17 protein-coding genes and 1 pseudogene are annotated in these 23,021 nt (G+C 70.7%); 6 read left to right on the top strand and 12 right to left on the bottom strand.

What is annotated here, in order from left to right:
- Nucleotides 1–154: 154 nt before the first annotated feature.
- The gene (locus tag F9278_RS04700; protein WP_152167131.1) at nt 155–949 is read left to right on the top strand and encodes a metal-dependent hydrolase; all 795 of its coding nucleotides are present in this window, start codon (nt 155–157) and stop codon (nt 947–949) included.
- Between the two features lie 53 nt (nt 950–1,002).
- Here the strand turns inward: F9278_RS04700 and F9278_RS04695 are convergent, their stop codons facing one another.
- From F9278_RS04695 to F9278_RS04685, 3 genes are all read right to left on the bottom strand, one after another.
- Nucleotides 1,003–1,467, bottom strand: a complete 465-nt coding sequence (locus tag F9278_RS04695; protein WP_152167130.1) for a DUF5709 domain-containing protein — start codon at nt 1,465–1,467, stop codon at nt 1,003–1,005.
- Between the two features lie 231 nt (nt 1,468–1,698).
- Complete coding sequence (locus tag F9278_RS04690) at nt 1,699–3,480, bottom strand: ABC transporter ATP-binding protein (protein WP_152167129.1); 1,782 nt, start codon at nt 3,478–3,480, stop codon at nt 1,699–1,701.
- Nucleotides 3,477–5,411, bottom strand: a complete 1,935-nt coding sequence (locus tag F9278_RS04685; protein WP_152167128.1) for an ABC transporter transmembrane domain-containing protein — start codon at nt 5,409–5,411, stop codon at nt 3,477–3,479. The genes F9278_RS04690 and F9278_RS04685 overlap by 4 nt, the downstream gene beginning before the upstream one ends.
- A 359-nt stretch (nt 5,412–5,770) precedes the next feature.
- On the opposite strand from F9278_RS04685, the gene F9278_RS04680 reads away from it, so the two are divergent.
- From F9278_RS04680 to F9278_RS04670, 3 genes are all read left to right on the top strand, one after another.
- Complete coding sequence (locus F9278_RS04680) at nt 5,771–6,466, top strand: L,D-transpeptidase family protein (RefSeq protein ID WP_193241964.1); 696 nt, start codon at nt 5,771–5,773, stop codon at nt 6,464–6,466.
- Between the two features lie 79 nt (nt 6,467–6,545).
- A complete protein-coding gene (locus F9278_RS04675; protein WP_152167127.1) occupies nt 6,546–8,246 on the top strand; it encodes a peptide-N4-asparagine amidase in 1,701 nt (566 codons plus the stop codon).
- A 145-nt stretch (nt 8,247–8,391) separates the two neighbouring features.
- The gene (locus tag F9278_RS04670; protein ID WP_152167126.1) at nt 8,392–9,816 is read left to right on the top strand and encodes a cation:dicarboxylate symporter family transporter; all 1,425 of its coding nucleotides are present in this window, start codon (nt 8,392–8,394) and stop codon (nt 9,814–9,816) included.
- Nucleotides 9,817–9,943: 127 nt separating this feature from the next.
- On the opposite strand, the gene F9278_RS04665 is transcribed toward F9278_RS04670, so the two are convergent.
- The gene (locus F9278_RS04665; RefSeq protein WP_152167125.1) at nt 9,944–10,399 is read right to left on the bottom strand and encodes a MarR family winged helix-turn-helix transcriptional regulator; all 456 of its coding nucleotides are present in this window, start codon (nt 10,397–10,399) and stop codon (nt 9,944–9,946) included.
- 134 nt (nt 10,400–10,533) lie between these two features.
- Between F9278_RS04665 and F9278_RS04660 the strand changes: the two genes are divergently transcribed.
- Both F9278_RS04660 and mltG read left to right on the top strand, forming a co-directional pair.
- Complete coding sequence (locus F9278_RS04660) at nt 10,534–12,492, top strand: ABC transporter ATP-binding protein (protein ID WP_152167124.1); 1,959 nt, start codon at nt 10,534–10,536, stop codon at nt 12,490–12,492.
- 43 nt (nt 12,493–12,535) lie between these two features.
- The gene (gene mltG, locus F9278_RS04655) at nt 12,536–13,402 is read left to right on the top strand and encodes an endolytic transglycosylase MltG (protein WP_152167123.1); all 867 of its coding nucleotides are present in this window, start codon (nt 12,536–12,538) and stop codon (nt 13,400–13,402) included.
- A gap of 29 nt (nt 13,403–13,431) precedes the next feature.
- Here the strand turns inward: mltG and F9278_RS04650 are convergent, their stop codons facing one another.
- The 8 genes and pseudogenes from F9278_RS04650 to F9278_RS04615 form a co-directional block, all read right to left on the bottom strand.
- Nucleotides 13,432–14,508 (bottom strand): NAD(P)-binding domain-containing protein, encoded by a 1,077-nt coding sequence (locus tag F9278_RS04650; RefSeq protein WP_152173698.1) that lies wholly within the window; start codon nt 14,506–14,508, stop codon nt 13,432–13,434.
- Nucleotides 14,509–14,589: 81 nt separating this feature from the next.
- Nucleotides 14,590–15,151: pseudogene (locus tag F9278_RS04645) on the bottom strand (LLM class flavin-dependent oxidoreductase); the annotation flags it as partial.
- 22 nt (nt 15,152–15,173) lie between these two features.
- Nucleotides 15,174–16,202, bottom strand: coding sequence for an ABC transporter substrate-binding protein (locus F9278_RS04640; protein WP_152167122.1), 1,029 nt, complete (start codon nt 16,200–16,202; stop codon nt 15,174–15,176).
- Nucleotides 16,203–16,261: 59 nt separating this feature from the next.
- Nucleotides 16,262–17,098: an ABC transporter ATP-binding protein gene (locus F9278_RS04635; protein WP_152167121.1), complete on the bottom strand. Its 837-nt coding sequence runs from the start codon at nt 17,096–17,098 to the stop codon at nt 16,262–16,264.
- Nucleotides 17,071–17,958: an ABC transporter permease gene (locus F9278_RS04630; RefSeq protein WP_152167120.1), complete on the bottom strand. Its 888-nt coding sequence runs from the start codon at nt 17,956–17,958 to the stop codon at nt 17,071–17,073. Before F9278_RS04630 ends, F9278_RS04635 begins: the two co-directional genes overlap by 28 nt.
- 968 nt (nt 17,959–18,926) lie before the next feature.
- Nucleotides 18,927–19,694: an enoyl-CoA hydratase-related protein gene (locus F9278_RS04625; RefSeq protein WP_152167119.1), complete on the bottom strand. Its 768-nt coding sequence runs from the start codon at nt 19,692–19,694 to the stop codon at nt 18,927–18,929.
- A gap of 35 nt (nt 19,695–19,729) precedes the next feature.
- A complete protein-coding gene (locus F9278_RS04620; RefSeq protein ID WP_152167118.1) occupies nt 19,730–21,043 on the bottom strand; it encodes a ferredoxin reductase domain-containing protein in 1,314 nt (437 codons plus the stop codon).
- Entirely contained in the window at nt 21,043–22,662 is a 1,620-nt protein-coding gene (locus F9278_RS04615; protein WP_152167117.1) for an amino acid adenylation domain-containing protein, read from the bottom strand. The genes F9278_RS04620 and F9278_RS04615 overlap by 1 nt, the downstream gene beginning before the upstream one ends.
- Nucleotides 22,663–23,021: the final 359 nt, after the last annotated feature.

The raw sequence follows: 23,021 nt of genomic DNA, 5'->3' as shown, positions 1-23,021 counted from the left end.
CCTGCCCGCGCACCCGATGGGGGAATCGGCTGCGGGACCGAAGATCGCGAACGCTACGCTGTGGCGCCGACGGAACGTCAGCGCACCTGGACAACTGGACAGCGGCACAAGGCACCTGGACAGCGGCACGAACGGAATGGGACGGGGCACGGCCATGATGGGACCAGCACACTCACTGTCGGGAGCCGCGGCCTGGCTCGGCGTAGGGGCGGCGGCAGCCGCCGCCGGGCACACCATGCCCTGGCCGGTCCTGCTGGTCGGAGCTCTGATCTGCGCGGGCGCGGCGCTCGCCCCCGACCTGGACCACAAGGCGGCCACGATCTCGCGCTCCTTCGGCCCGCTGTCACGCTGGGTCTGCGAGATCGTCGACAAACTCTCCTACGCCGTCTACAAGGCGACGAAGAAGCAGGGCGACCCGCGCCGCTCGGGTGGGCATCGCACCCTCACGCACACCTGGCTGTGGGCGGCACTGCTCGGTGCCGGTGCCTCCGCCATCGCCATCACCGGTGGCCGCTGGGCGGTGCTCGCCCTCCTCTTCGTGCACATGGTCCTGGCCATCGAGGGGCTGCTGTGGCGGGCGGCCCGGGGCTCCAGCAGCGATGTGCTGGTGTGGCTGCTGGCGGCGACCAGCGCCTGGATCCTCGCGGGCGTCCTGGACAAGCCGGGCAACGGGGCGGACTGGCTGTTCACCCAGCCGGGCCAGGAGTATCTGTGGCTCGGGCTGCCGATCGTGCTCGGCGCGCTGGTGCACGACATCGGGGACTCGCTGACCGTGTCGGGCTGCCCGATCCTGTGGCCGATACCGATCGGCCGCAAGCGCTGGTATCCGCTGGGCCCGCCGAAGGCGATGCGGTTCCGGGCTGGCAGCTGGGTGGAGCTGCGGGTGCTGATGCCCGTGTTCATGGTGCTCGGGGGCGTGGGCGCGGCGGCGGCCCTGAACTTCATCTGAGGGGCCCCGAGCCTCGTTCGACATGTCGCGGGCCCCGGACGGGGCCCGCCGCCCTACCGGGTGTCCTCGTCCACGATGTGCATGGCCGCCTCCTCGGCGGAGGCGGCGGCCCCGTCGATGCCCACGTCGGTGGCGATCAGCCCGCTCTCCTCGTCCTCGTGCGCACCCTCGTCGGGAGCGACGAGACGGCCGGAGCGGAGGTCGCCCACCTCGTTGTCGAGGAGCTCGCCGTCGCTGTCGGAGGAGTCACCGATGCCGTCCCCGTCGGGGTAGGCGATGTCCGGCAGCTCCTCGGCGAGGCGCTGCTCCAGGGTCTCGCCGCGCAGCCGCTCCGCGGCGGTCACACCGGAATGCTCCACCGCCCAGGGTCGCTCCGGTGGGGACCAGCCCCGGTCCAGGGGGTCGGCCACACCGTCGGCGACCAGGGTGTCCTCGGCGTCCAGCAGCCCCGCGTCGTCCTGGATCTCGGATCCGTCCGGCTGGTAGACGTCGTCTCCCCATCCGCCGGTGCTGTCCACGGGTACCTCCAGTGCTGGGACGGGCCCGGCGCCACCGCTCGGCGACGCTGGACACGCGGACCGCTGGGCGACGGCCCGAACCCCGTGAACCGGCCGGTTCACGGGCGTCCCCCGAATCAGTGCCCACCACCAGCCTTCCACTCGCGTTCGGCACCGCGCAACGGCAGGGGCCCGGCGACCGCGCACCCCGGCCGCGGCCGAGGGCGCGGGCCGTGCGTCGTCCCGTGTCCGTCAGCCGTGCCACGACCTCCACAGTGCCGCGTACGCGCCGTCCGCCTGGACCAGGTGGTCGTGGCTGCCCAGCTCGCTGATGCGGCCGTTCTCGACGACGGCGATGACGTCGGCGTCATGGGCGGTGTGCAGACGGTGGGCGATGGCGACGACGGTGCGGCCGTCGAGGACGCGGGCGAGGGAGCGTTCCAGATGGCGGGCCGCGCGTGGGTCGAGGAGCGAGGTCGCCTCGTCCAGGACCAGTGTGTGCGGGTCGGCGAGGACCAGTCGGGCCAGCGCGATCTGCTGGGCCTGGGCCGGGGTGAGCGCCAGCCCGCCGGAGCCGACCTCGGTGTCCAGCCCCTCGTCCAGCGCCCGCGCCCAGGCGTCGGCGTCGACCGCGCCCAGCGCCGCCCACAGCTCGGCGTCCCGGGCATCGGTGCGGGCGAGGCGCAGATTGTCGCGCAGGGAGCCGACGAACACGTGGTGCTCCTGGTTGACGAGCGCCACATGGGAACGGACGTCCTCGGCGGGCATCCGGGACAGCTCGGCGCCGCCCAGGGTGATGCGGCCGTCGCGGGGGGCGTAGATCCCGGCGAGGAGTCTGCCCAGGGTCGACTTTCCCGCGCCGGACGGGCCGACGAGGGCGAGCCGGGTGCCGGGCGCGACCTCCAGGGACACCTCGCGCAGGACGTCGACGCCCTCCCGGTACCCGAAGCGCACCTGGTCGGCGTGGACATGGCGTCCCTCGGGGGCCACAGCCGGGTCGCCGGCGTCCGGCTCGATGTCCCGGACACCGACCAGGCGGGCCAGCGACACCTCGGCGATCTGCAGCTCGTCGTACCAGCGGAGGATCAGATTGATCGGGTCGACGAGCATCTGGGCGATGAGCGCGCCCGTGGTCAGCTGGCCGAGCCCGAGCCAGCCGTGCAGGACGAACACCCCGCCGATGATCAGGACCGATCCGAGGACCGTGGTGTGTGTGAGGTTGAGGACCGGGAAGAGCACCGACCGCAGCCACATCGTGTACCTCTCCCACGCGGTCCATTCCCGGATCCGCTGGTTGGAGAGGTCGATACGGCGGGTGCCGAGGCGGTGTGCCTCGACGGTGCGGCCGGCGTCCACGGTCTCCGCGAGCACGGCGGCGACGGCGGCGTATCCGGCGGACTCCGAGCGGTAGGCGGAGGGGGCCCGTTTGAAGTACCAACGGCATCCGACCACCAGCAGCGGCAGGGCCAGCAGCACGGCGAGGGCCAGCGGGGGCGCGGTCACGGCGAGTCCGCCGATGAGCAGCACCACCCACACCACACCGATCGCCAGCTGGGGCACCGCCTCGCGCATGGCGTTGGCGAGGCGGTCGATGTCCGTGGTGATGCGGGACAGCAGATCACCCGTGCCGGCGCGTTCCAGGACGCCCGGCGGCAGGCCGACCGACCGCACCAGGAAGTCCTCCCGGAGGTCGGCCAGCATCCGCTCACCGAGCATGGCGCCGCGCAGCCGCACCTCCCGTACGAACACGGCCTGGACGACGAGGGCGACGACGAACACGGTCGCCGTGAGTTCCAGATGGAGTTCGCGGGCCCCGTCCGAGACGCGTTCGACGAGGGCGCCGAGCAGGTAGGGGCCCGCCATCGAGGCCACGACGGCGATCGTGTTGACGGTGATGAGCAGGACGAAGGCCCGGCGATGCCGGCGGAACAGTTCGGCCACGTAGGCGCGGACGGTCGCGGGGGCGCCGACGGGCAGGGTGTTCGCCGTCGTCGGTGCGGCCGGGTCGTAGGCCGGTGGCGCCACGCCGATCATGCGGTCTCCTCGATCTCTTCCAGTTCGTCCAGCACATCGCTGAGGGCGGTCCTGCGGTCCTGCGGCCGGTCCGTGAAGGCGGCCTTCTCGGCCGTCCCGCCGGTCGTCCCGCCGGTCGTCCCGCCGGCCGTTCCGCCGGTCGTCCCGCCGGCCGTTCCGCCGGTCGTCCCGCCGGCCGTTCCGCCGGTCGGGCCGGTCTCCTCGTCGGTCTCGCGGGTGACGACGGCTCGGTACCGGGGTTCCTTGCGCACCAGATCGCGGTGCAGACCGACGGCCGCGACCTCGCCGTCGTGCACCAGGACGACCCGTTCGGCGAGGTCGAGGAGGAGGGGTGAGGAGGTGAAGACGACCGTCGTACTGCCCGCCCGCAGGGACCGGATGCCGTCGGCGACCCGGGCCTCGGTGTGCGAGTCGACGGCGGAGGTCGGCTCGTCCAGGACGAGCACGCCCGGGTCCGTGACGAGGGACCGGGCCAGCGCGAGCCGCTGGCGCTGGCCGCCGGACAGGGACCGGCCGCGCTCGGTGATCCGCGCGTCCATCGGGTCCTCGGTGTCCAGCGACCCCTGGACCAGGGCTTCCAGCACATCACCGCACTGGGCGGCGGCCAGCGCCTCCTCGGCGGTGACCTCGGCCGAGGCGGGGACGGTGAGGAGTTCGCGCAGGGTGCCGGAGAGCAGCACCGGGTCCTTGTCCTGGACGAGGACGGCGGTACGGGCGGAGTCGAGGGGCAGTTCGTCGAGCGGTACGCCGTCGAGGAGGACGGGGGTGCCCTCCTCCGAGGCATGGCCGCCCAGCCGTTCCGCGAGACGTCCGGCCGCGTCCGGGTCGCCGCACACCACGGCGGTGAGGCAGCCGGCGGGCGCGAGCAGCCCGGTCGCCGGGTCGTACAGGTCTCCGGTGGGCACGATCGCCTCGCGGGAACCCTCGATGTCCGTGGCCCGCTCCAGCGACAGCACCCGGGCGGCCCGCTTGGCGGACGGCCGGGAGAAGGAGTACGCCATGGCGATCTCCTCGAAGTGCCTGAGCGGGTACGTCAGCAGCATGACCGCGCTGTACACGGTGACCAGTTCACCGACCGTGATCCGGCCCTCGCGGGCGAGACCCACGCCGTGCCAGACGACCGCGATCATCAGCAGTCCGGGCAGCAGGACCTGGATGGCGGAGATGAGGGCCCACATACGGGCGCTGCGGACGGCGGCGTGCCGGACCTCCTGGGAGGCGCTGCGGTAGCGGTCGAGGAAGAGGTCCTCGCCGCCGATGCCGCGCAGCACACGCAGACCCGCGACGGTGTCGGAGGCCAGCTCGGTGGCGCGCCCCGCCTTCTCGCGCTGGAAGTCGGCGCGGCGGGTGGCGCGGGGCAGCAGCGGCAGGACGGCCAGGGCGAGGACGGGGACGCCGACGGCGACGACGACGCCGAGCGCGGGCTGGTAGACGACCAGGCCGACACAGACCAGCACCACGGTGAGGGCGGCGGCGGTGAACCGGGAGACGGCCTCGACGAACCAGCCGATCTTCTCGACGTCGCCCGTGGAGACCGCGACGACCTCACCGGCCGCGACCCGGCGGGTGAGGGCCGAGCCGAGCTGGGCCGTCTTGCGGGCCAGCAGCTGCTGGACGCGCGCGGCGGCCGTGATCCAGTTGGTGACCGCCGAGCGGTGCAGGAAGGTGTCGCCCAGCGCGATGGTGAACCCGCACAGCAACAGCAGCACGCCCGCGAGGGCGAGCCGGGAGCCGGAGCGGTCCACCACGGCCTGGATGGCGAAGCCGACGCAGAACGGCAGTCCGGCCACGGAGGTGAAGTGCAACAACCCCCAGGCCAGCGCCTTGAACTGTCCGCCGAGCTGATTCCGGCCGAGCCACCACAGGAATCGGGGACCCGAGCGCGCGTCCGGCACACCCGGGTCTTGATACGGAAGGTCTTGAATCTGCATGACGTCCCAGAGGATCGTGTGAGGGTGGGGAGAAGAAGGGGGAAGTGGGGAGAAAAGGGGCGGCGAGGGTCGACGGCCAGCCGTGAAAGGTTCGCGTCGCGGCGTGGTCGGAGGCAAACGGTTTTCCGGTGCCGGGCAAAGTTTCGGCCGGGACCACCCGTGCGAGGCCCGGTGGGCGGGACGGCGGGCGTCCGTGTCCGGTGCGCGGTGCGACGATGGTCCGTATGCGAATAGGCGGTACGAGGCGGGGACGAACCGGCGTGACGGGCGATGCGGACGAGGGTCGTGCGGACGACACGGGTGCGACGAGGGGCGCGGCTCGGGTCGGGCTCGCGGCCGTGGTCTGTGGTGCGCTGGTGATGTCCCTTGCGGCGTGCGGTGGTTCGGGCGACGCGAGCGACGGTGCCAGGGCCGACACGAACGCCACGAAGGCGGGGGAGAAGGCCGATCGCGCCGGAGCGGGGAATGTGGATCCGACCCGTATCCCGGATGTCGGCGACCGTCTCCAGAAGCAGATTCCCGCCGAGTCCAGCCAGGTGGTGGCCGTCTACGGGGAGGGCAAGGACGACGCCGACGCCACGGTGGTCCTCTACACGAAGAGTGGTTCGGCCTGGAAGAAGACCCGCAGCTGGGAGGGGCACAACGGCAAGAAGGGGTGGACCACCGACCATCGGGAGGGCGACAGGCGCAGCCCCGTCGGTGTGTTCACGCTCAGCGACGCCGGAGGGGTCCTCGCGGATCCGGGGGCCAAGTTGCCGTACAGCCGGTCGGCGTCGTTCCAGGCGCCTCACTACTGGGCCAAGTCGCACTGGCACGACTTCGACTACGTGATCGCCATCGACTACAACCGCGTCAAGGGCACCTCGCCGATCGACCCGACACGTCCCGAGGGGCAGTCGAAGGGTGGCAGCATCTGGCTGCACATGGACCATGGCAGCGGCACCTCGGCCTGTGTCAGCCTGTCCAAGTCCGGCATGGAGTACCTGCTGCGCACCCTCGACCCGGCGCGGCATCCGGTGATCGTGATGGGGGACAAGGCCGAGCTGAAGGCCTGAGACGCCCGGTACGGACGAGCCCGGTTGTGGCCGGAGATCCCATTGCGGCGGGGCGCCGACTCCCCGTAGAACTCCGGCCATGAGAAGCCGGATCATCATGTCCATGCTCACCGGGGCGACCCTCCTGGCGAGCACCCTCCTCGGAGCCACCCCCGCCCAGTCCGCCAACGCCCCCGCCCAGTCCGCCGCCACCCCCGCCTCCGTCGTCGAACCCTCCGCCCTCGTCGCCGAACCCCCCGCCGTCCCGGCCGAGTTCGGCACCGACTGGCACGACCCCCTCACCGCCGCCCCGCCCGTCGCCAGACCCGAGAACACCAGGTCGTGCGAAGTGACGGTCGCCGAGGCGCAGTTCAGGGACTTCACGCCGTACCGGGGGACGTACACACCACCGGCGGAGTGCGGGAAGAAGTGGAGCAAGGTCGTCCTGCGGCTCGACGGCAAGGTGAAGGGCCGCCAGTTCGACCGCCTCGGCCATCTCCACATCGGCGGTGTCGAGGTGTTCAGGACGTCCACCCCGCAGCCCTCGCCCGACGGCATCGAGTGGTCCGTGGAGAAGGACGTCACCCGCTACAGCGAGACCCTGCGCACCGCGCAGCCGGTCGAGATGCTCATCGGCAATGTCGTCGACGACACCTACACCGGCGTCCTCGACGTCAAGGTCACGCTCACCTTCTACGCGGGCAGGCCCGACGCGAAGACGGCGAGGACCGTCCCCGACCGGGTCCTCACCCTCCAGGACGGCACCACGCTCACCACCCCGCGCAACAGCGAGCGCGTCATCGCCGAGGTGTACGCGACCGGCTCCGGCGGCGGCTGCGAGGAGTACTGGTATCTGACGGTGCCCGAGGCGGCGCCGTACTCCTGCAAGGCGGACGAGGGGCCGTACCGCGAGGTGCAGATCTCCGTGGACGGGCAACTGGCCGGAATCGCCGCGCCGTTCCCGAACGTCTGGACCGGCGGCTGGTCCAACCCCTTCCTCTGGTACGTCGTCCCCGGCCCCCGCGCCTTCGACATCCAGCCCCTGCGCTACGACCTCACCCCCTTCGCGGGCCTCCTCAACGACGGCCGCCCGCACCGGATCGAGGTCTCGGTGGTCGGCGTGCCCGAGGGCCAGACCGGCTGGAGCGCCCCGGTCAACGTCCTCGTCTGGCAGGACGCGAAGAGCACGCACGTCACCGGCGCCCTGACCAAGGTCGAGGCGGGCGACCTCGCCAACTCGTCGACGTACACGCCCGGTACGGAACACCGTCTCGACACCGAGGGGAGCCACGCGCTGACCGTCGCCGGCTATGTCGACACCTCGCACGGCCGGGTCACGACGACCGTCCGCCGGAGCCTCACCAACACCTCCACGCACACATGGTCGGACGGCGAGAACCCCGACGCGCTCGACGCGCGGTGGAGCGACGACGAGACGGTCACCGTCAAGGGAGGCGGCAGCGGAGGCGGAGGCGGGCCGGTCCGGACGGCGCGTGTCCAGCGGTCGTACACGATGGACGGAACGACGACCCTCGGGGCGGGCGACCGGCTGCGGACCGTGCTCACGCTCGGCGACCGCGCGACGGTCACCGAGACGCATGGCGGGCGGCGCACGGCCTGGTCCCGGCTCGACGACACCTACACGGGTGACGCCACCTACACGGCGAACGTGCCGCGTGACCAGCGGCACGCGGTCGGCACGACGAGCGAGCGCTATCGCACGCACGGCTCGGACGGCTGCTACGACCGTTCGCTGGTCTCCGTACAGGGAGTACTGACGGAGGACCGAATGGGCTGTTGACGCCGTATGCGTGCGATGCGGCGTCTGTTCGATGATTTACCTCGGTGAAACGCGGCGGTCTTCCCGGTGAGCGACAACTCCCCGATAGTGATCGGCGCGGAAGCACTTTTCCGCATGACAGAAAGTTCCTTCGGAGGAGTGCCCCGTGCCGCAGTCCGTACCGTCCCTGCCGCGACGCGTCGCACGCATGCTGCGTACCTCATTGTTCGCACAGGTCGGAGTCGCGCTTGTGCTCGGAATCGTCGTCGGAAGGTTGTGGCCGGACACGGCCACGACCTTCCAACCGCTCGGCGACGGTTTCATCCGTCTCATCAAGACGGTCATCTCGCCCCTGGTGTTCTGTGTGGTCGTCGTCGGCATCGCCAAGGCCGGCAACCTCAAGGCCTTCGGGCGGATCGGGCTCAAGGCCCTGATCTGGTTCGAGATCGCCTCCACGGCCGCGCTGCTCATCGGTCTGATCGCCGCCAACGTCTTCGGCCCCGGCTCGGGAATGAACGTCGACCCCTCGAAGCTCGACACCTCGGCGGTCGACGCGAAGACCGCCGGCGGTGAGCTGCCGACGACGAGCGAGTTCATCCTCAACGCGCTCCCGCAGAGCGCGATCGGCGCGTTCGCCGAGAACGCGCTGCTCCAGGTGCTCGTGCTCGCCTGTCTCACCGGCGCCGCGCTGCTGCACCTCGGCCACAGCAAGGTGCCCAAGATCCTGCCCGCCATCGAGCAGGCCCAGGAGGTCATCTTCGCGATCGTCGGCTTCGTCATGAAGCTGGCCCCGCTCGCCGTGTTCGGCGCGATGGTCCACCTGGTCGGCGAGTACGGCCTCGGCGTGATGAAGACCTACGCCAAGCTGATCATCCTCTGCTACGCCGTCGCCCTCGTCTTCCTCGTGCTGCTGGGTGTCGCGCTGAAGCTGATGACCGGGCTGAGCCTGTGGAAGTTCGTCCGCTACACCCGGGCGGAGATGCTGCTCGCGCTCGGCACCGCCTCCAGCGAGTCCGTCATGCCGCGCATGATGCAGAAGCTGCGGCAGGCCGGTGCCCGGGACGACGCCGTGGGCCTGGTGCTGCCCACCGGGTACTCCTTCAACCTCGACGGCGCGTCCATCTATCTCTCCATCGGCACGCTGTTCATCGCGCAGGCCGTGGGCGTGGACCTCAGCCTCAGCCAGCAGGTCACCGTCATCCTGGTCCTGATGCTGACCAGCAAGGGCATGGCCGGCATCCCCGGCTCGGCCTTCCTGGCGCTGTCGGCGACCGCCGCCTCGCTCGGCGCGATCCCGGCCGGCGCGGTCGCCCTGCTCCTGGGCGTCGACCGCATCATGGACTCGATGCGCGTCGCCACCAACCTGCTCGGCAACTGCGTGGCCGTCTTCGCGGTGTCGAAGTGGGAGGGCGCGCTGGACACCGACCGGGCGAGGAAGATGCTCGACGGGGAGATCCAGTTCGTGGAGGAAGAGGACGAGGAAGCGGCGGACGGGGATGCAGCGGGTGGGCCCACCGGGGCTCCCGTGAAGGCGGAGGTTCCCGTGCTCTCCAAGGACGAGTCCAAGCAGCCGGTTCCCGACGTGAGTTGACCCTCCCTCCTCCCTCCTCTCCTTCCTTCCTCCGGTCCTCCGGAACCGAAAGGGGCCCGGCGCAGCGATCTGCGCCGGGCCCCTTTCGGTGTGCCCGTCGACCCGCCCTCAGGCCGGGCGGAGCCGCTCAGCAGCCCTGCTCCACCACCGGCGCCCCGTCGATCAAGGTGTCGAGCAACCCGCCGAGCACCCCCCGCTGATCGTCCGACAGCGGTGCCAGGATCTCCTCCGCCGCCGACCGGCGCGCATGGTGCAGCTCGCGCAGAACCTTGAGGCCCTCGTCCGTGACCTCTATCCGGATCACCCGCCGATTGGTGGGGTCGGGCGCCCTGCGCACCCGTCCGCTCTCCTCCAGCGCGTCGACCAGGGTCGTCACGGCCCGGGGTACGACCTCCAGCCGCTCCGCCAGATCGGCCATGCGCGGCGGCGCCTCGTAGTGCGCGAGGGCGCGCAGCAGTCGTGACTGCGCCGGGGTGATCTCCAGCCCGCTCTGCTGGAGGTGGCGCTTCTGGATGCGGTGCACACGGCGGGTGAGGCGCAGCAACTGCTCGGCGAGCAGCCCGTCGGCGTCGGGGATGGTCATACGGGAACAATATCAGGACCATGTTCATTGTGAGTATAGGTAACAATGAGCTAAGCTCCGTAAGTCGTCGAGCCCGTTCACGACCGTGGCTCGCCTCGCACCGTCCCCACCCGTCTCACCTCCCGTAGGAGCCCATGCGTCCCGACAATGAACCCGCCCGGGGGCCGTCCGGCGTCTCGCAGGAACAGCCCCGCCAGGTCCGCCGCATCCTGAAGCTCTTCCGCCCCTATCGCGGCCGGCTCGCGATCGTCGGCCTGCTCGTCGGCGCCGCGTCGCTCGCCTCGGTCGCCACCCCCTTCCTCCTCAAGGAGATCCTCGACACCGCGATCCCCGAGGGCCGCACCGGGCTGCTGAGCCTGCTCGCGCTCGGCATGATCGTGAGCGCGGTGCTCACCAGCATCTTCGGTGTCCTGCAGACACTGATCTCCACGACCGTCGGCCAGCGCGTCATGCACGATCTGCGCACCGCCGTGTACGGCCGGCTGCAGCGCATGTCGCTCGCCTTCTTCACCCGGACCCGCACCGGCGAGGTCCAGTCCCGTATCGCCAACGACATCGGCGGTATGCAGGCGACCGTCACCTCCACGGCCACCTCCCTGGTCTCCAACTCCACCAGCGTGATCGCCACGGTCGTCGCCATGGTCGCCCTGGACTGGCGGCTCACCGTGGTCACCCTGCTTCTGCTGCCGCTGTTCGTGTGGATAAGCCGCCGGGTCGGCGACGAGCGCAAGAAGATCACCACCCAGCGCCAGAACCAGATGGCCGCCATGGCCGCCACGGTCACCGAGTCGCTCTCCGTCAGCGGCATCCTGCTCGGCCGCACGATGGGCCGCGCCGACTCGCTCACCAAGTCCTTCGCCGACGAGTCCGAGAGGCTCGTCGACCTGGAGGTCAAGGTCAACATGGCCGGGCGCTGGCGCATGGCCGTCATCACCGTCGTCATGTCCGCGATGCCCGCCGTCATCTACTGGACCGCCGGTGTCGCGCTCCAACTCGGCGGCCCGTCCGTCTCCGTCGGCACGCTGGTCGCCTTCGTCTCGCTCCAGCAGAACCTGTTCCGGCCGACCGTGAGCCTGCTCTCCACCGGCGTCCAGATCCAGGCCTCGCTCGCCCTCTTCCAGCGCATCTTCGAGTACCTCGACCTGCCGATCGACATCACCGAGCCCGAGCGCCCAGTCCACCTCGACCGGGTCAAGGGCGAAGTCCGCTTCGAGAACGTCGAGTTCCGCTACGACGGTGACGACCACGCGCACGGCGACAGCGACGCGCACGGCGACAGCGACGCGCACGGCGACGCGCACGGCCATGGCGACCCCGGCGCCCCGGGCACCCCCGGCGACCCCGCGAAGGCGCGCCCGATCCTCGACGGCATCGACCTCACCGTCCCGGCCGGCGGCAGCCTCGCCGTCGTCGGGCCGACCGGCGCCGGCAAGTCGACGCTCGGCTCTCTGGTGCCGAGGCTGTACGACGTCACGGGCGGCCGGGTCACCCTCGACGGCGTCGACGTACGCGACCTGGACTTCGACACCCTGGCCCGGGGCATCGGCGTCGTCTCCCAGGAGACGTACCTCTTCCACGCCTCGGTCGCCGACAATCTGCGCTTCGCCAAGCCGGACGCCACGGACGAGGAACTCCACGCGGCGGCGCGGGCGGCGCAGATCCACGAGCACATCGCGGCCCTGCCCGACGGGTACGACACGGTCGTCGGCGAACGCGGCCACCGTTTCTCCGGCGGGGAGAAGCAGCGCCTCGCCATCGCCCGCACCATCCTGCGCGACCCGCCGGTCCTCATCCTCGACGAGGCGACCAGCGCCCTCGACACCCGCACCGAGCACGCGGTGCAGCAGGCCATCGACGCGCTCTCCGCCAACCGCACCACCGTCACCATCGCCCACCGGCTCTCCACCGTCCGCGAGGCCGACCAGATCGTCGTCCTCGACTCCGGCCGCGCGGTGGAACGCGGGACGCACGAGGAACTGCTGGAGCGCGGCGGACGGTACGCGGCGCTCGTACGGCGGGACGCGCGGCTGAAGTCGGACCGAGAGGTGGTCAAGACGCCGACGCCGGAACCGAAACTGGAACCGACAAGATGAAGATATGCCGGGTTTAAGGTGATATGCGGGTTACCGTGCCCGCATGCAGATGAACACTCCGCCACGGAGCACGATTCGACTGACGCGTCGGGGCCGGGCCGCCCTCATCGCGGCCGGGGCCGTCGTGGCGGCCACCGCCGTGGCGGTGCCGCTGCTGAGCGTGGAGGGCGGTGGCGGCGCGGCCGAGCGTCCGACGTCCCTGGTGATCCCGGAGGGCTGGCGCGCCCGCCAGGTCTACGAAGCCGTCGACAAGGCCCTCGCGCTGCCCGCAGGATCCACCAAGAAGTCCCTGGCCAAGGCCGATCTGATGCTGCCGGCCGACGCCGAGGGCAACCCGGAGGGCTATCTCTTCCCGGCGACGTACCCCTTGAAGGAGAAGGCGAGCCCCGAGTCCCTGCTGGCGTTCATGGTCGAGACAGCCAACAAGAAGTTCAACGGCGGTCAGGTCACGGCCGGGGCCCAGCGCAACGCGATGAACGTCTATCAGGCGGTCACCATCGCCAGCATCATCCAGGCCGAGGCGGCCACCGAGGAGGACATGGGCAAGGTGTCCCGGGTCGTCTTCAACCGGCTGGAGCGCGGGATGCCGCTGCAGATGGACTCCACCATCAACTACGCGCTGAACCGTTCGACGCTGGACACCACCGTCGACGACACGAAGCTCGACAGCCCCTACAACTCGTACCGGCGCATGGGTCTGCCGCCCACCCCGATCGCCAATCCGGGCGAGGCGGCGATGCGGGCGGCCGTCAATCCGGCGGAGGGCGACTGGCTGTACTTCGTCACCGTCAAGCCGGGCGACACCCGTTTCACGGCGAACTACCAGGAACACCTGGGCAATGTCGCCGAGTTCAACGCCAACCGGCAGAAGGCCTCGGCGAGCGCGGCACCGCCCTCGACCACCGGCTGAGGTGCGGGCCGCGCGCCGGTCCCGGGACGTCAGGCGGCGGCCGGCTCCCTCGCCAGCAGCCGCCGGATGTCCCGGACCGCCGCGCGGCCCGCGCGGTTGGCGCCGATGGTGCTCGCCGAGGGGCCGTAGCCGACCAGATGGATCCGTGGGTCGGCGACCGCGCGGGTGCCGTCGATCCGGATGCCGCCGCCGGGCTCACGCAGCCGCAGCGGGGCGAGGTGGTCGATGGCGGCGCGGAAACCGGTCGCCCAGAGGATGACATCGGCGTCCACCCGGCGGCCGTCGTCCCACGCCATGCCGTCGGGCGTGATCCGGTCGAACATCGGCAGCCGGTCCAGGACACCGTCCGCGAGACCCCGCCGGATCGCGTCGTTCAGCGGCAGCCCCGTCACCGACACCACACTCCTCGGCGGCAGCCCCTGCCGCACCCGCTCCTCCACCAGGGCGACCGCCGCCCGCCCGGCGCCCTCGTCGAACGGCCCCTCGCGGAACACGGGCGGGCGCCGCGTCACCCAGGTCGTCGAAGCGGCGTACGGCGCGATCTCCAGCAGATGCTGCGTCCCGGACGCGCCCCCGCCCACCACGACCACCCGCAGCCCCGCGAACTCCTCGGGCCCCGGGTACCGGGCGGTGTGCAACTGCCGCCCCCGGAACGTCTCCTGACCGGGATAGCGCGGCCAGAACGGCCGGTCCCAGGTACCCGTCGCGTTGATCAGCGCCCGCGTCGACCACGTACCGTCCGAGGTCTCCACCAGCAGCCGCCCGCCCTCGCCCTCCCGTACGGCACGTACGTCCACGGGCCGCCGCACCCGCAGGTCGAAGGCGTGTTCGTACGAGTCGAAGTACTCCCCGATGACCTCGGAGGACGGTCGCGCCGGATCGGCCCCCGTCAGCTCCATGCCCGGCAGCGCGTGCATCCCGTGCACCTTGCCGTACGTCAGCGACGGCCAGCGGAACTGCCAGGCGCCGCCCGGACCGGGGGAGTGGTCGAGCACCACGAAGTCGCGCTCCGGCTCGAAACCGGCTCGCCGCAGGTGATAGGCGCCGGCCAGCCCCGCCTGGCCGGCGCCTATGACGACTACCTCGACCTCACGCGTGTTGTTCACGCTTCTACCAACGGGGAGGAGGCCGAGGATCTTCCCGGGCGTTCCCGGTCCTCCCCGGCGCTCGCGCCCGCGCCCGCCGGCAGCCCGCGCGCCGTCAGCTCCGGGATCACGCCCTCCCCGAACCAGACCGACCCCCGCCCAGAGGTTGGGATGGATCTCCAGCTCCGCCCGGGAGCCGCCGTGCAGGGCGAGCATCCGCCGCTGGCCCTCCGACTCGCTGCGCCCGAGTGCGGACTGCGCGGCGGCGATCGTGGCGGCGTCGAGGTCGTCGAGCAGCCGGTTCGCCGTCAACCACGCCTGAGCCGACGAGTCCCGCGAGATGGTGTGCAGCCGGATGCCGAACCGGACCGTCCGCCGCCGACGAGCCGCCGAAGAAGAGCCGCGGCACCGGGTCGGGCGGCAGCGCGGTCAGCGCGCCCTCCACCGTCGCCGCCATCCGCGCGGCGAGCGTCGGCGAGATCACCCCCGGCCGGAAGGCGACCAGGAACTTCAGCCGCCGGGTGTGCTGCGCCAGTGCCACCGTCGTCAGCCAGGCGTCCTCGCACCAGGTACCCGTCGGCGTCGTCAGCACCGCGTCGAAGCCCAACTGCTCGGCCGCCTTGGCGATCTGGGCCAGTTACCCGATGTCGGGCGGACGCACTCCGGGCAGCGAACGGCCGCCCGTGTCACGACCCTTCCGAGGGACGGGGAGCGGTGGTCGACGGCGGGAGGTCGCCGTTGAACCGGGTGTCGGTGAAGTCGCCGAAGTCGACCTCGTTCGGGATCAGCTTCAACTCGGTGAAGGCGTCGGCGATCTCCTGCTCGGAGGCGATGAGCGGCTTGTCCACGGCGACCGGGACCCGGGTGGTGTACGTACGCCTCACCGCCGCCAGCGCCACGTCCTCGGGCAGCCCGGTCTCCTTCGCCCAGACCTTCGCCCACTCCTCCTCGTGCGAGTACACCCAGGTGTAGGCGCGCCGCAGCCGGTCCAGATAGTCCTTGATCGCGGCGGACTTCTTCTTGTCCGCGAGCGCGGCGGGCGCCGCGACCTGGAAGGTGAGTCCGTTGGTGATCCCGTCCCCCGTGGTCAGCACACGCCCCTGCCGCGCCTTCAGCACCTGCGAGGTGTACGGGTCCCACACCGCCCACGCGTCGACCTTGCCGGAGGTGAACGCGGCGAGCGCGTCGGCCGGTTGGAGGTACTTGACCTCGACGTCGCCGAAGTCCAGCCCGGCCTTCTTCAGGGAGGCGACCAGCTGATAGTGCGCGGACGACCCCTGTGCCACGGCGATGGACCTGCCCTTGAGCTGTGCGGTCCGCGTCAGCTTCGAGTCGTTCGGTACGAGGATGGTGTCGCCCTTGGAGGTGCCGTGCCAGGCGGCCACGACCGTGATCCTCGACTTGGCCCCGGCCGCGAAGACCGGGGGTGTGTTGCCGACGCCGCCGATGTCCACGGCCTTGGCGTTGACGGCCTCCAGGAGCGGCGGTCCCGAGGTGAACGTGGACCATTTGATCCTGTAGTCGAGGTCGTCGAGTTCCCCGGCCGCCCGCAGGATGGCCTCCGAACCGCCCTTCTGGTCACCGACGTTCAGCGTGAGCGACCCCTTGCCGTCGGTCCCGTCGCCGGTCGAGGTGCTCGCGGAGGAGTTCCCGCCGCAGGCGGAGAGGAGCAGGGCCAGGGGGAGGAGCAGGGCAGGAGCGAGACGTCGTCGCATGGGGGTCCGTTCGGTGTGGTTCAGGTGGGGGGATTCAGGCCAGCCGGGGGCGGGCGGGCTCAGGCGGCTTCGGCGGCGGTGTCGACGCCCAGCCGTTCGAGGAGCCGGCCGCGCAGCTCGGCGAAGCGGGGGTCGGTGATGTCGCGGGGCCGGTCCAGGTCGACGGGTGTCTCGTAGGCGATGACGCCCTCGTCCATCACCAGGACACGGTCGGCGAGCAGCACCGCCTCCTCGACGTCGTGCGTGACGAGCAGCACCGCGCAGCCGCGCCGCTGCCACAACTCGCCCACCAGGCGCTGTGCCTTGATCCGGGTGAGCGCGTCGAGCGCGCCGAACGGCTCGTCGAGCAGCAGCAGATCGGGCTCGCGGACCAACGCCCTTGCCAGGGACGCGCGTTGGGCCTCGCCGCCGGAGAGCGTCTTGGGCCAGGCGCCGGCGCGGTGCTCCAGGCCGACCTCCGTGAGGGCCCGTTCGGCGAGGGCGCGTTCGGGCCTGCCCGGCAGCCCGAGCAGTACGTTCCGCCACACCCGCTTCCACGGCATCAGGCGTGGCGCCTGGAACGCGACGGCCTTGCGGCGCGGCACCAGGACGGTGCCCTCGATGTCGCGGTCGAGGCCGGCGAGGATGCGCAGCAGGGTGGACTTGCCGCAGCCGCTGCGGCCGAGCAGGGCCACGAACTCGCCCGGCCGGACGTCGAGTCGGAGGTCGTCGATGACGGCACGGCCGTCGAAGGAGCGGGTGAGACCGTCCACGTGCACGGCGTGCGGCGCGGTGGCCGACGCGGTCTCAGGGCTCTCCGGGCTCTCGGGGTTGTCCGGGCCCTCGGGGGTCTTCGGGGTCTTGGGGGCCGAGCCGGCCTCCTGCGTGGTCACCGGCCGGTGAACGTCGGTCGCCATTGCAGCAGCAGCCTTTCGAGGGAGCGGACGATGAAGTCGGCGAGCAGGCCGAGGAAGGCGTAGACGATCAGACAGACCACGATCACGTCGGTCCGCAGGAAGTCCCGGGCCTGCACCATGAGGAAGCCGATACCGGCGTCCGCGTTGATCTGCTCGGCGAAGACGAGCGCGAGCCAGGCGATGCCGAGGGAGTACCGCAGACCGGTCATGGCGCTCGGCAGCGCGCCCGGGAGCACGACATGCCGGACCAGACCCCAGCGCGACAGCCCGAGGGACTCCCCGGCCTCGATCAGCTGGGAGTCGACACCGCGGATACCGGCGTACACGTTCAGATAGAGCGGGAACGACACGCCGAGGGTGATGATCGCGACCTTCGGGGCCTCGCCGATGCCGAACCAGATGATGAACAGCGGGATCAGACCCACGAACGGCACGGTGCGCAGCATCTGCACACTGGCGTCCACGAGGTCCTCGCCGACCCGGAACAGCCCCGACACCAGGGCGAGTCCGGTGCCGACGGCTGTCCCGAACACCAGGCCGAGCGCCACCCGTCGCAGGGACGTGCCCATCGCGGAGGGCAGCGAGCCGTCGGCGATCAGATCCCCCGACACCTGGGCGATCCGCCCCGGAGAGGCGAGCACGTCGGGGGTCAACACCCCGGTGACGCTGAGGAGTTGCCAGAGGGCCAGCAGCAGGAGGGGGCCGGAGGCGCGGCGCAGCCAGCGGGGGACACGGGTGCGGCGGGTGGAGATGGGGACGACGGGTTCGAGGGCGGGGGCGGCGGAGGGGGCGCCCTCTCTGCCGCGTGTATCGGGAATATCCGTCTTGGGCAGGTCGGGTGGGGCGTGACTGATGCTCATGAGAGCTCCATGGGGGGAGGGGGGAGCGCGCGCCGAGAAGAGGCGCCGCGCGCGATGCCGCCGCGTCGCCGGACGCCGGTTCACGGAATGCTCAGCGGAACCGGTTCGTCGGACACGCGGGTGGGGCGGCGGCACGCAGGCCGAGGGGGGAAGAGGGTGAGGAGACGTCAGCAGCCGCGACGACACGCGGCGGAGGCCACCCGCAGCAGGTCGATGTGACCGCGCGAAGTGAGCAGGGCTGAACGCAACATGCGGCGAAAGTAGTCAGCCGGTCCGCACACGGTCAATGGTGTCTCGCGGAGTGGACGCGGTGTATCACCAGGTGAGCCACTCGGTGTGCGGACGGTCGTTCCCGCGCGGTGACGAGGAGGTGCGCGAGGATGGAACCATGTCCGATGTCGGCGAAGAGTACGCCCACCCGTGGCTGATCGGTTCATCTCCGCTCGAGCGGAGATGAACCGACGACCCTCTCGGGCCGCAAGCCCAGCCAATCTTTGCTCTCCGCGCGAGCGGAGGGTCGAAGGCTAGAGGCTCCGTTCCTCTCATCCGGGGATCGGAGCCTCTGCGCGTTGGAAGGGGAATCCGCTGTGCGAGGGTTCTATCCCCTTGGCTGGACTGGGCGGACGCGGCTGTTGCCGTAGAAGCTGTCTGGCTCGTCGCCCCCCAGGGGCCATTGAGGGGCCACAAGGACAGGAACAGACCGACAAGCACTGCACGGGACTGACACGGATCAGCACGTCTGACCTGCAAGAACGGCGTGAATCGGCAATGATCGGCAAGGGCCGCCAAGATCCCCAATGGACTCAATAATCCTTCGGCCGTGAGTTCGAGTCCCGGACGTCCGGGCACCGCCCCTGATCCGACCTCGGCCTTCCCCTTACGGGACCTGGACTCACAACCCGCACATGACGAGGGGCGGCGGACCGAGACCCCGTCCGCCGCCCCGCTCACCGGGTCAACTCACCCCGTCAGTGCCCCTTGAAAACAGGCGTCCTCTTCTCCATGAACGCGCTCATCCCCTCCCTCTGGTCCTCCGTCGCGAACAGCGCATGGAACACGCGCCGTTCGAAAAGAAGCCCGTCGCGCAGACCGGTCTCCAGGGCCCGGTCGACCGACTCGCGGGCGGCCGTGACGGCCGGGCTGCCGTAGGAGGCAACTGTCGCGGCGGCTTCCATGCCCTCGGTGAGGACGCGGTCGTCTGGGACGACCCGCGACACCAGGCCCGAGGCCTCCGCCTCGCGGGCGTTCATCGTGCGGCCTGTGAGGATCAGATCCATGGCCTTGGCACGGCCGATCAGGCGGGTGAGCCGCTGGGTGCCGCCGATGCCGGGGATCACGCCGAGCTTGATCTCCGGCTGGCCGAAGACCGCCGACTCGCCCGCGATGATCAGGTCACACATCATCGCGAGTTCGCAACCGCCGCCCAGCGCGTAGCCGTTGACCGCCGCGATCTTCGGCGTCCGGAATCCGGCGAACTCCTCCCAGCCCGCGAAGTAGTCCTCCTCGGCCATGTCCGCGGCAGACTTCCCTGCCATCTCCTTGATGTCGGCACCGGCCGCGAATACCTTCTCCGAACCGGTGACGACGAAGCAGCCGACATCCGGGTCGCGGTCCAACGGACGCATTGTGTCGAGGAGTTCGGCCAGCAGCTCGCTGCTGAGGGCGTTCAGGACGTGCGGCCGGTGGAGTCGTACAGTGACGACGCGGTCATGACGTTCGATCTTGAGGGTGTTCATCGTCTCTCCCTCTCTCCTTCTCTCCTGACGGTCTGTTACGAATCCCAGATCGCGCCGTACGCGGGAATGCCGCGCCGCTCGAGACCGTGAACGACCTGCCAGGTCAGCTTCTTATTGGAGATGCAGATGACAGCTTCGGCGCCGAAGTCGCGGTACGCGGTGTACGCGAGCCGCACCATGTCCGGTTTGCCGTACTGCGAGGTGTCCCAGAGCAGCGCGTTCGGCTGGACGGCGAGGATCTCGTCGACCAGGCCGTCGCCATAGGTCCTGCGGGGATCACGCGTCGCCCACACGAGCCGTGAAGGCACCTCGGCGGCCAGCAGATGCGGCAGGCAGGGGCCGATACCGCTGCCCGTGGCGACGTAGATCACCTTGCTGAACAGGGTCTCGATATTGGCGACCCCTGCCGTGGTGATGCCCTTGACCCAGACCTTCGGGGGCGCGTCGTCGATGAACGAGCCCGTCCAGTCGCCCGCACGGGAGATGGTCAGCCGGAAGCCGGGTTCGCCGGGTGAGGGCACGTTGGCGAAGGAGTGCCACTCGGTGAGCGGGCTGCGGCTGATGGCGGTGGAGGACCCCGCGAAGGGGGTCACGCCGTGGTCGAATCGGGCCAACGCGACGTGCGTGGAGGGCTGTTCGATCCGTACGTCCACTTTGCGCAGCCGCAGCCAGGGCAGGGCGACGCTGAAGGTGATTACGGCCAGCACCCCGAGGGTGACCGGCCCCTGCCCGCCCAGCAGCGTGTGCGTCCAGAACAGTGCGAGGGCGCTCCAGCCGCCGAAGCGGTGGATCTTCTCGAAGTGGTCGTGGAAGCGGGAGCGGAAGGGCGGCAGCGCGGTGACGACGATGACGGCGAGCAGGACGACGAGAATCCAACTCACGGTGATGAGTGCCAGGTTAGCGCCATCGACGGTCACCACGACCGCCCCCGCGAGGAACCACACGGCTCCGGCCAGTGCCCCGCCCACGTGCAGTCCGCCGAAGTGGTACACCTTCCCGAGAGTCCACCGCACCTTCAGCGGCCAGCTGTTAGGAGCCCAAGTCGCGAGCCGGAAGAAGAGGTTGATGACGTACTGCTGCCGGACAACCACGGCGAGCGCGAGGTTCACGAGGGACGCGTAGCCGATGGCCTCGGCGTTCGGCGTCCAACTCGCCGCCAGCAAGCTGATGTTGGCCAGCACCACCAGGGCCGCCAGGCGGTTGTAGTGCATCAGGCGGGGGTGCTTGAGGAGGCGACGGGGCGCGGACGTGAGCGGAGGGAGTTCGGCGAGGGCCGCGGGAGAGGCGGGAGGCGCTGCGCGCGTGGCGCCTCCCGCCTCCACGGTTGAGGCCTCAGCGGACGACGTCATCAGGCTGCCCCCTCTCGCACTGCCGGCACTGGCAGCAGGGGTGCTCCCTCGCCATGAACCGTCACCGCCGACGCGGAGGGCCGCGCGGCCTCCTCCCGCTCCGCCGCCAGCCGAAGCAGTGCCGCCCGGTCGACCTTGCCCCGGTCCGTCTCCGGCAGAGCGGCCACCGGGAGGACCATGGCCGGCACGCAGTAGTACGGCAGTACGTCGGCCACCGCGCGCCGGGCCGCGTCCGGGTCGATGTCGGCCGGGCAGACGAAGGAGATCAGGCTGCGGGCGTCCCGCTTGAGTGTGACGGCGCGGGAGCAGCCCGCCACCGACTCCAGCACCGAGGAGACGGAGTCGAGTTCCACGCGGAAGCCGCGGACCTTGACCTGGTCGTCGGTACGGCCCAGATGCTCGAGTTCGCCGTCGGGCGTCCAGCGGCCGAGGTCGCGGGTACGGAACATGCGGTGCCCGCCGCCGAGGAAGGGGTCGGGGGCGTACCGCTCGGCGTTCAGCGCCTCGTTGTTCAAGTAGCCCGCCGATACGCAGTCGCCCCCGGCCCACATCTCGCCGACCTCCCCGATGGGCAGCGCACGCCGGTGCTCATCGAGGACGTACACCGTGTTGTTGGGGGTGGGGCGGCCGATCGTGAGCAGTGCGTCGTCCACGTGGTGGTGGCGCATCGTGTTGACGATCGTCGTCTCTGTGGGCCCGCAGGAGTTGTGGAAGGCGGACCGCCGGGCCCAGGCGTCCGCGAGCGGGCGCGGGCACGGTTCGCCCGCGACCGCCACCGTCCGCACACGGGGGCAGCCCGCCGGGTCGATCCCGGTCAGCACCGTCGGCGTCGCGATCAGCACGTCCGCCGTACGGGCCGCCGCCGCGACGTCCTTGCCGCGGACGACGAGCGTGCCGCCGTGGGCCAGACAGCCGAGGATCTCCCAGGCGGCCATGTCGAAGGCGATGTTGAGGAGTTGGGCGACCCGGTCGCCTGGGCGGATGCCCAGGTCACCGGGTTCGGTGAGGAGGATGTTCGCGACGTTGCGGTGGGTGACCTTCACCCCGTTGGGCTTGCCGGTCGTGCCGGAGGTGAACAGGACGTAGCACCCGTCATCGGGGCGCACGGGCCGCTCGAGACGGACCGGCCCTTCCGCGGGGAGGTTGGCGAGAGCGTCGTCGTCGAGCGTGATCAGCCGGTGTCCGGCGTCAGCCGGAGGCACCCGCAGCGTGTGCTCCGCTTGAGTGAGGACGACCCGGGTTCCGGCGGTGCGGATGACGTGCCGCAGTTGGTCGGCGGGCGTGAGGCCGATGTCCTGCGGGACGTACGCGGCGCCGGCCTTCAGCGTGCCGAGCAGTCCGACGAGCATCGGGATGGAGCGGCGTACGAAGAGGCCGACGTGATCGCCGGGCCGTACGCCCTCCCGTACGAGTCTGGCCGCGAGCCGGTCGGCACGACGGTTCAGCTCGCCGTACGTGATCGTCGTGTCCAGGTGCTCGGCGGCGACTGCGTGCGGCGCGGCGGTGGCCCGCCGTTCGACGGCGTGGTGGACGAGGGGGTCGGGGACGCGGACTTCAGGACCTTGGCCGAACTGCCAGAACAGGGCCCTGTCTCGGAGGGACAGACGGCTCAGGGGCATGCTTCACAGACCTCCTGGCTGTGTGGGGAGAAGATGCCTCGGGCGACTGAACGCTGACGTGCGTCGGTATGTCGAGCATCGTGCGGAGGTGCAGGGCCGCAACACCGGAGTGCGGTGGCGGCTCCAATAGCTTCAACGTTCAATGTGGGCTGCGTCACTGGGAAAACAAGTCACATGACTGAACTGACAGCACATCGACAGCTTCCGTACGGGCAGTCGACAGGAACCTCGCGTGCAGCGTGTGTAACGCGACATGTTGATCGAGTGGGATGTTGCCCACTCGATTCCTGATGTTCGTCATCGCTGGTTGGTGAGCGGATTGCCCGCGTCGAGGGGGAGGTGGATGGGGACGCCGATCT

Origin of the sequence: Streptomyces phaeolivaceus (assembly GCF_009184865.1) — a bacterium.
In the GTDB taxonomy this organism is placed as follows: Bacteria; Actinomycetota; Actinomycetes; order Streptomycetales; family Streptomycetaceae; genus Streptomyces; species Streptomyces phaeolivaceus.
The sequence above is the reverse complement of the archived record's forward strand: the minus strand, read 5'-3'. Positions and strand labels throughout refer to the sequence as shown.

Coding starts and splice junctions, on each gene's coding strand:
- F9278_RS04700 (WP_152167131.1), top strand. CDS start 155: ATGATGGGACCAGCACACTCACTGTCGGGAGCCGCGGCCTGGCTCGGC.
- F9278_RS04690 (WP_152167129.1), bottom strand. CDS start 3,480: ATGATCGGCGTGGCGCCACCGGCCTACGACCCGGCCGCACCGACGACG.
- F9278_RS04685 (WP_152167128.1), bottom strand. CDS start 5,411: ATGCAGATTCAAGACCTTCCGTATCAAGACCCGGGTGTGCCGGACGCG.
- F9278_RS04680 (WP_193241964.1), top strand. CDS start 5,771: ATGTCCCTTGCGGCGTGCGGTGGTTCGGGCGACGCGAGCGACGGTGCC.
- F9278_RS04675 (WP_152167127.1), top strand. CDS start 6,546: ATGAGAAGCCGGATCATCATGTCCATGCTCACCGGGGCGACCCTCCTG.
- F9278_RS04665 (WP_152167125.1), bottom strand. CDS start 10,399: ATGACCATCCCCGACGCCGACGGGCTGCTCGCCGAGCAGTTGCTGCGC.
- F9278_RS04660 (WP_152167124.1), top strand. CDS start 10,534: ATGCGTCCCGACAATGAACCCGCCCGGGGGCCGTCCGGCGTCTCGCAG.
- mltG (WP_152167123.1), top strand. CDS start 12,536: ATGCAGATGAACACTCCGCCACGGAGCACGATTCGACTGACGCGTCGG.
- F9278_RS04640 (WP_152167122.1), bottom strand. CDS start 16,202: ATGCGACGACGTCTCGCTCCTGCCCTGCTCCTCCCCCTGGCCCTGCTC.
- F9278_RS04635 (WP_152167121.1), bottom strand. CDS start 17,098: ATGGCGACCGACGTTCACCGGCCGGTGACCACGCAGGAGGCCGGCTCG.
- F9278_RS04630 (WP_152167120.1), bottom strand. CDS start 17,958: ATGAGCATCAGTCACGCCCCACCCGACCTGCCCAAGACGGATATTCCC.
- F9278_RS04625 (WP_152167119.1), bottom strand. CDS start 19,694: ATGAACACCCTCAAGATCGAACGTCATGACCGCGTCGTCACTGTACGA.
- F9278_RS04620 (WP_152167118.1), bottom strand. CDS start 21,043: ATGACGTCGTCCGCTGAGGCCTCAACCGTGGAGGCGGGAGGCGCCACG.
- F9278_RS04615 (WP_152167117.1), bottom strand. CDS start 22,662: ATGCCCCTGAGCCGTCTGTCCCTCCGAGACAGGGCCCTGTTCTGGCAG.